Below are 5,956 nucleotides of genomic sequence, written 5' to 3'. Positions count from 1 at the left end.
TCGTGGCGGCGGGGGCCGCCCACCGGTTCGCGGTGAGCTGGAAGCTCGCCAGGTCCTTGAGCGAGAACATGGCCTCGTAGGTGCGCTGGTATTTGGTGTGCGTGATCCGCCATTTCCCGTCCTCGCACCGCCGGTAGCGGTCCTCGTAGAACGCGGCGCCCCTGATCACGACCTGGTACGCGGTGGCGATCACGGTGTCTTCGAAGGCCCAGGTCCCGGTTGCGGTGTCGCCGTCGATGTCGATCTCCGGCTGGCTCGCGAGGTGCACGGTGATGATGTCGCCATTCAGTTTCTCCCGCATGAACGCCACGATCTCGTCGCGCCCGGACAGGGCGAGCGGCTCGCCGTAGGTTGGCGTGCCGTAGTGGGCGGTGGCCTCGGGAGCCAGCGTGTCGGCCAGGTCGTCCCAGCGTTTCAGGTCGACGCTGCGCAGGTAGCGGTACTTCACCCGTCTGATGTCTTCGAGCACGGCAAGGTCCATGCCCGGAAGCATCCTCCGGTCGTTGACCTGAGGCAAGAACGCGTTCTAATTTGCTCAGGATGAAACAGCCACGCAAGGAAGGGGCGGCACCGAGGTGACCACTGGGCGCGCGAGGACGCCGGAAAAGACCGCGAGCACCTACGAGCTGACTCATCTCGACGCGCTCGAGGCGGAGTCGGTGCACATCTTCCGCGAGGTCGCCGCGACCTTCGAGCGGCCGGTGCTGCTGTTCTCCGGCGGCAAGGATTCGGCGGTCATGCTGCACCTGGCGGCGAAGGCGTTCTGGCCCGCCGCGCCGCCGTTCCCGGTGTTGCATGTGGACACCGGGCACAACTTCGACGAGGTGATCGCCTTCCGGGACGCCACGGTCGAACGGAGGGGCGCGCGGCTGCTGGTCGGCTGGGTCACCGACGACATCGAAGCGGGCCGGGTGGCCGAAAAGATCGGGCCGCGGGCCTCGCGGAACCGGTTGCAGACCGTCACGCTGCTGAGGATGATCCGCGAGAACTCGTTCGACGCGGTGTTCGGGGGCGCGCGCCGCGACGAGGAAAAGGCGCGGGCGAAAGAACGGGTTTTCTCCTTCCGTGACGAATTCGGCCAGTGGGATCCCCGCAACCAGCGGCCGGAACTGTGGAACCTGTACAACGGGCGACACCGCAAGGGCGAGCACATCCGGGTCCATCCGGGTCTTCCCGCTGTCCAACTGGAACGAGCTGGATATCTGGACCTATATCGCCGCGGAAGAAATCGAACTGCCGTCGATCTACTACGCGCACCGGCGCCCGGTCGTCCAGCGCGACGGAATGCTCCTCGCGCGTACTCGCTTTCTCACGCTGCTCGACGGGGAAAAGCCCTACGAGGCCACGGTGCGCTTCCGGACGGTCGGGGATGCCACCTGCACGGGTTGCGTCGAATCCTCGGCGGCGACGCCGGCGGAGGTGGTGGCCGAGGTCGCCGCGACCCGCGTCACCGAGCGCGGCGCGACCTGCGCGGACGACCGGATTTCCGAAACCGGGATGGAAGACCACCGCAAGAAGGAAGGGTATTTCTGAGCATGAGGCCCGCCCAGCTGCTCCGGCTCGCCACGGCGGGCAGCGTCGACGACGGCAAGTCCACCCTGATCGGCCGCCTGCTGTTCGACTCGAAGGCGATCTTCACCGACCAGCTCGCGGCGGTCGGGCGGACCAGCCGGGAACGCGGCGAGGAATACCCGAATCTGGCGCTGCTCACCGACGGCCTGCGGGCCGAGCGCGAACAGGGTATCACCATCGACGTGGCCCACCGCTATTTCGCCACGCCCAAACGGAAATTCATCATCGCGGACACCCCGGGCCACATCCAGTACACCCGCAACATGGCCACCGGCGCGTTCACCGCCGATCTCGCGCTGATTCTCGTCGACGCCCGGAAGGGGGTGCTGGAACAGTCGCGGCGGCACGCCTTCCTGGCCAGCCTGCTCGGCATTCCGCACCTCGTGGTGTGCGTGAACAAGATGGACCTCGTGAACTGGTCCCAAGACCGCTTCGAAGAGATCCGCGAGGAATTCCGCGCGTTCGCGATGAAACTGAACGTGCCCGATCTCGCGTTCGTCCCGGTTTCCGCGCTGCACGGCGACAACGTGGTGCATCGCGGCGCGAACATGCCGTGGTCCGGGGGCAGCCCGCTGCTGCACCACCTCGAGGAGGTCCACGTCGCCTCCGACCGGAACCTCATCGACGCGCGGTTCCCGGTCCAATACGTGATCCGGCAGCACAGCCGGGACTTCCGGGGCTACGCGGGCACGATCGCCGGCGGCACCTTCAAGCCGGGGGACGAGGTGGTGGTGCTGCCTTCGGGATTCACGTCCACAGTGGACGCGATCTGGGGCCCCGGTGGCAGGCCCGTCACCGAAGCGTTCGCCCCGCAGGCGGTGACCTTACAGCTCACCGACGACCTCGACGTCGCCCGTGGAGACCTGATCTGCTGTCCGGGCAACCGCCCGCACAGCGGGCAGGACATCGACGCGATGGTCTGCTGGTTCGCCGAGCGGTCCGCCCTCACCCCCGGCGCGACCTACACGATCCGGCATACCACGCGCGTCACCACGGCCGAGGTACGCACCCTGGACTACCGCCTCGACATGAACACCCTGCACCGCGACGAGAGCGCGAAATCGCTGTGCCTCAACGAAATCGGCCGCGTCCAGCTGCGTACCCGGCAGCCGCTGCTGTTCGACGCCTACCGCCGCAACCGAGCCACCGGCAGCTTCGTCCTGGTCGACGACGTGACCAACGACACGGTCGCCGCGGGCATGATCACCGGGCCGAGTCTGCCCGCGTCCCGCGTCGTCTGGCACTCAGCCGCGGTCAGCCGGGAGGAGCGCGCGACGCAGGGCATGACGGTGTGGCTGACGGGACTTTCCGCGTCGGGCAAGTCGAGCGTGGCGGTCGAACTGGAACGGCGGCTGGTCGCCGCGGGCCGGCCCGCCTGCCTGCTCGACGGCGACAACCTGCGCCAGGGTCTCAACGCCGATCTCGGCTTCAGCGCGGCGGACCGGGCGGAGAACGTGCGGCGGGTCGGGGAGGTCGCGCGGCTGTTCGCCGACGCCGGCGTGGTGGCGGTAGTGTCGTTGATCAGTCCGTACCGCGAGGATCGTGACCGGGTGCGGGCGGCGCACGAACGGGCTGGATTGTCCTTTGTGGAGGTTTTCGTGGACACGCCCCTCGAGGTGTGCGAGGCACGTGACCCCAAGGGCATGTACGCCAAGGCCCGTGCGGGCGAGATCCGCGGTTTCACCGGAATCGACGATCCGTACGAGGCTCCGGCCGCGCCCGAGGTGGTGTTGCGGCCCGGTGACGGAGACCCGGCCGCGATGGCCGCGGCGATAGTGGCGAAGGTGAGCACATGGGAGTGAACCAGCGCGCGCGGATCCGGATGACCGGCGCCGAGATCGCCGAGTCGGTCGAGCGCGGCCGGACGGCCACCATGGCCACGATCGGGCCGGACGGCCTGCCGCACCTGGTCGCCATGTGGTACGCGGTGATCGACGGGCAGCTCTGGTTCGAGACGAAGGCCAAGGCGCAGAAGGTGGTCAACCTCCGCCGTGACGACCGCATCACGTGCCTGATCGAGACCGGCCACACCTACGACCAACTGCGTGGCGTGTCACTGGAGGGCCGTGGCGTGATCAGCGAGGACCCCGGCGAGTTGTGGCGGATGGGTGTCAGCCTGTGGGAGCGGTACCAGGGCCCGTACACCGACGAGGCGAAACCGGCCGTGGAGATGATGCTGCACAAGCGGGTCGCCGTGCGGGTGGACGTCAAGCGCGTGCGCTCCTGGGACCATCGCAAGCTCGGCCTCGACCCGATGCCGCTCGCGGGCACCACGGCGCGGTATCTGACCTGAGCCGTGTTTCACAAGCGGCGAAGCCCCTGGCGGTGAGGCCGCCGGCCTTCATCGCCACGAAACCACTTCAAGCAGTCCCTAGTGTCACGTAATCGTTTGAGCTTTACGGCGCAGACAGTCGATCATGCTGTGACCAGCGGAAGCCTGCCTGCGACGGTGTAAACCCGCTTCCATTACACGACACTAGGACAGGAGTTTAGCGCGGAGTGCGGCCAGGTCGGCTTCGCCGAAGCCGTGCTCGGACAGCCAGGGCAGCACGCCACCGAACTGCTCGTCCACCTCGTTGAGAAACGCCGACATGGTCTCCGCGCGGGGCCGGTGGTCGTCGTCCGCCCGCTTCGCCAGGTCGGGTGCGTAGGTGGGGGAAGCGCGCAGGCGCGCGAGGATGGCCCCGATCCGGTTGCCGCTGGCCGCGTAGTCCGCGATCACCGCGTCCCGGCGGGTCCCGGCCGCCGACAGCGCCAGGGCGACCACCACGCCCGTGCGATCCTTGCCCGCGGCACAGTGCACGAGCGCGGCACCGGGGGTCTGGCCGATCGACCGCAGCGCGCTGACGACGCTGTCCGGACGATCTTCGAGATATCCGAGGTAGAACGCGCACATCGGGTCGCCCGGAAAGCGGGCCAGCGCCCGGTCCCGGCGGGTGAGCAGGGCGTCCGCGACCGCGTCGGTGGCCTGGCCGTACTCCGGCATGACCGAGAGGTGCACATGCCGCACGGACTGTACCGCGACGAGCGGCCCGGGCCCTTCGGATTCGACCTCGTCGGTCGACCGCAGGTCCACCACCGAGGTCACGCCGAGGTCTTCGACGAGCAGCTTGACGTCGGTGGGAGTCAGCCCCTGGAGGTTGTCGGAGCGCAGCAACCTGTGGTCGAGGATCTGCCTGCCGTCATCGGTGGGCAGCCCGCCCACGTCGCGAGCGTTGGCGGCACCTTCGAGTTCGAGCCATCGCATGGCTCATATGGTTCACGGCCTGGTCGAACCAGCCAAGGCCGCGGCCGGGCGAACCCGATCACGTTCGGCCCGGAAAGGCGTCCCGCGGAACTTCAGCGTGCCCGCCAGCCCCCGGCGGTGCACCCAACCCCGCCAGCCGAACAGGCCGATCAGCGCGGCCGTGAGGTGACCCGCGAGGGTGACCACGGCGAGCAGCGAGCCCGGCTCGTCCGTGACATAGATCACCCCGATGCACAGCAGGATCGCCAGCGCCGCCCACCTGCGCAGGCCCGGCGCGAGCACCGTCACCATCGCCCCGGCCGTGGCGAAGAACCCGTAGCTGACCCCGATGTCGAGCCAGCGCCCGTCGGTCCTGGGCAGCAACCCGCCGCGCAGCGCCCACATGACCGGCAGTTCGGTGGCGAGCGTGGCCAGCACGTGCCCGCTGGCGAACACGGCGAACGTCCACCCGGCGCCGACCCGGCGTTCCAGCGGCGCGACCGCGAGGGCGAAGATCACCACGTACGCCGCCCAGCCCGAATCGCTGATCCACAGTGCGCTGCTGATCAGGCTCATGACCGGGCGATGCCACAGGTTGAGGGCGTCGGTGCTCGACATCGCGAGCAGCTTGGCCGACACCGTCTCGCCGACGACACGCTGGAGGATCGTGGTGGCCAGCAGCACCGCAAGGTACCAGAAGGTGAACGGCGTCGTGATCGGGTTGGGCAGCAGCACCGCGGCCCGGGTGGTCCAGCCGGGCCGGCCTTTCGACGTCATCACTTCCACGCGCACCACCACAGCTTCGGGTCTCTCCCTGATAACAAACCATTGATGACCTGTGAATTCACTGTGACCGTGCTCGCTGGGGGTGCGACCGGCGAAATCCGGCATCACTTCGGCGGCAAGATGCCGACGAGATACCGTCCGTCCTTGCCGGAAAGGGGCAAGCCGCCGGCGTCGGTTTCCTACGATGCCGAAGTGGAATCGACCACCGTGGCCGCCCGGCGCCCGGCACCCCGAACCTGGCGCGGCCCGCCTTCGGCGTCGAGGCGGCCGCCGCGGCACTCCTGCTCGCCCTGAGCGGCCGGATCGGCTACTTCGGCGACGAGTTCTGCTTCCCCGTCTCCGGCAAGTACCACGTCGCCTGGGGCTACGCCG

At 68.6% G+C, this 5,956-nt stretch carries 6 protein-coding genes and 1 pseudogene; 3 read left to right on the top strand and 4 right to left on the bottom strand.

The genetic code is table 11. The features are described 5' to 3' along the window. The coding region (locus VJT49_RS04950) for a nuclear transport factor 2 family protein (protein ID WP_324163487.1) at positions 1-481 on the bottom strand (481 nt) is incomplete at its 3' end. A 94-nt stretch (positions 482-575) separates the two neighbouring features. On the opposite strand from VJT49_RS04950, the pseudogene cysD reads away from it, so the two are divergent. The 3 genes and pseudogenes from cysD to VJT49_RS04935 all read left to right on the top strand — a co-directional run bounded on the left by cysD (position 576) and on the right by VJT49_RS04935 (position 3,865). Further along, positions 576-1,533 (top strand): annotated as a pseudogene (cysD, locus tag VJT49_RS04945) (sulfate adenylyltransferase subunit CysD). Positions 1,534-1,535: 2 nt separating this feature from the next. After that, on the top strand, positions 1,536-3,374 hold the full coding sequence (gene cysC, locus VJT49_RS04940; RefSeq protein ID WP_324163486.1) for an adenylyl-sulfate kinase: 1,839 nt from the start codon (positions 1,536-1,538) through the stop codon (positions 3,372-3,374). Next, positions 3,365-3,865, top strand: a complete 501-nt coding sequence (locus VJT49_RS04935; protein WP_324163484.1) for a PPOX class F420-dependent oxidoreductase — start codon at positions 3,365-3,367, stop codon at positions 3,863-3,865. The genes cysC and VJT49_RS04935 overlap by 10 nt, the downstream gene beginning before the upstream one ends. A 183-nt stretch (positions 3,866-4,048) precedes the next feature. On the opposite strand, the gene VJT49_RS04930 is transcribed toward VJT49_RS04935, so the two are convergent. The 3 genes from VJT49_RS04930 to VJT49_RS04920 all read right to left on the bottom strand — a co-directional run. Further along, positions 4,049-4,819: a tyrosine-protein phosphatase gene (locus tag VJT49_RS04930; RefSeq protein WP_324163483.1), complete on the bottom strand. Its 771-nt coding sequence runs from the start codon at positions 4,817-4,819 to the stop codon at positions 4,049-4,051. Positions 4,820-4,831: 12 nt separating this feature from the next. Then, positions 4,832-5,590 carry a rhomboid-like protein gene (locus tag VJT49_RS04925; RefSeq protein WP_324163482.1) on the bottom strand — a complete coding sequence of 253 codons (759 nt, stop codon included), beginning with the start codon at positions 5,588-5,590 and terminating at the stop codon, positions 4,832-4,834. Positions 5,591-5,763: 173 nt separating this feature from the next. Next, on the bottom strand, positions 5,764-5,956 hold a 193-nt coding region (locus VJT49_RS04920; protein WP_324163481.1), incomplete at its 5' end, for a hypothetical protein.

Origin of the sequence: Amycolatopsis sp. (assembly GCF_035276945.1) — a bacterium.
Classification (GTDB): Bacteria; Actinomycetota; Actinomycetes; order Mycobacteriales; family Pseudonocardiaceae; genus Amycolatopsis_E.
Note: the sequence above shows the minus strand (reverse complement) of the source record. Positions and strands in the feature narration are given on the sequence as shown.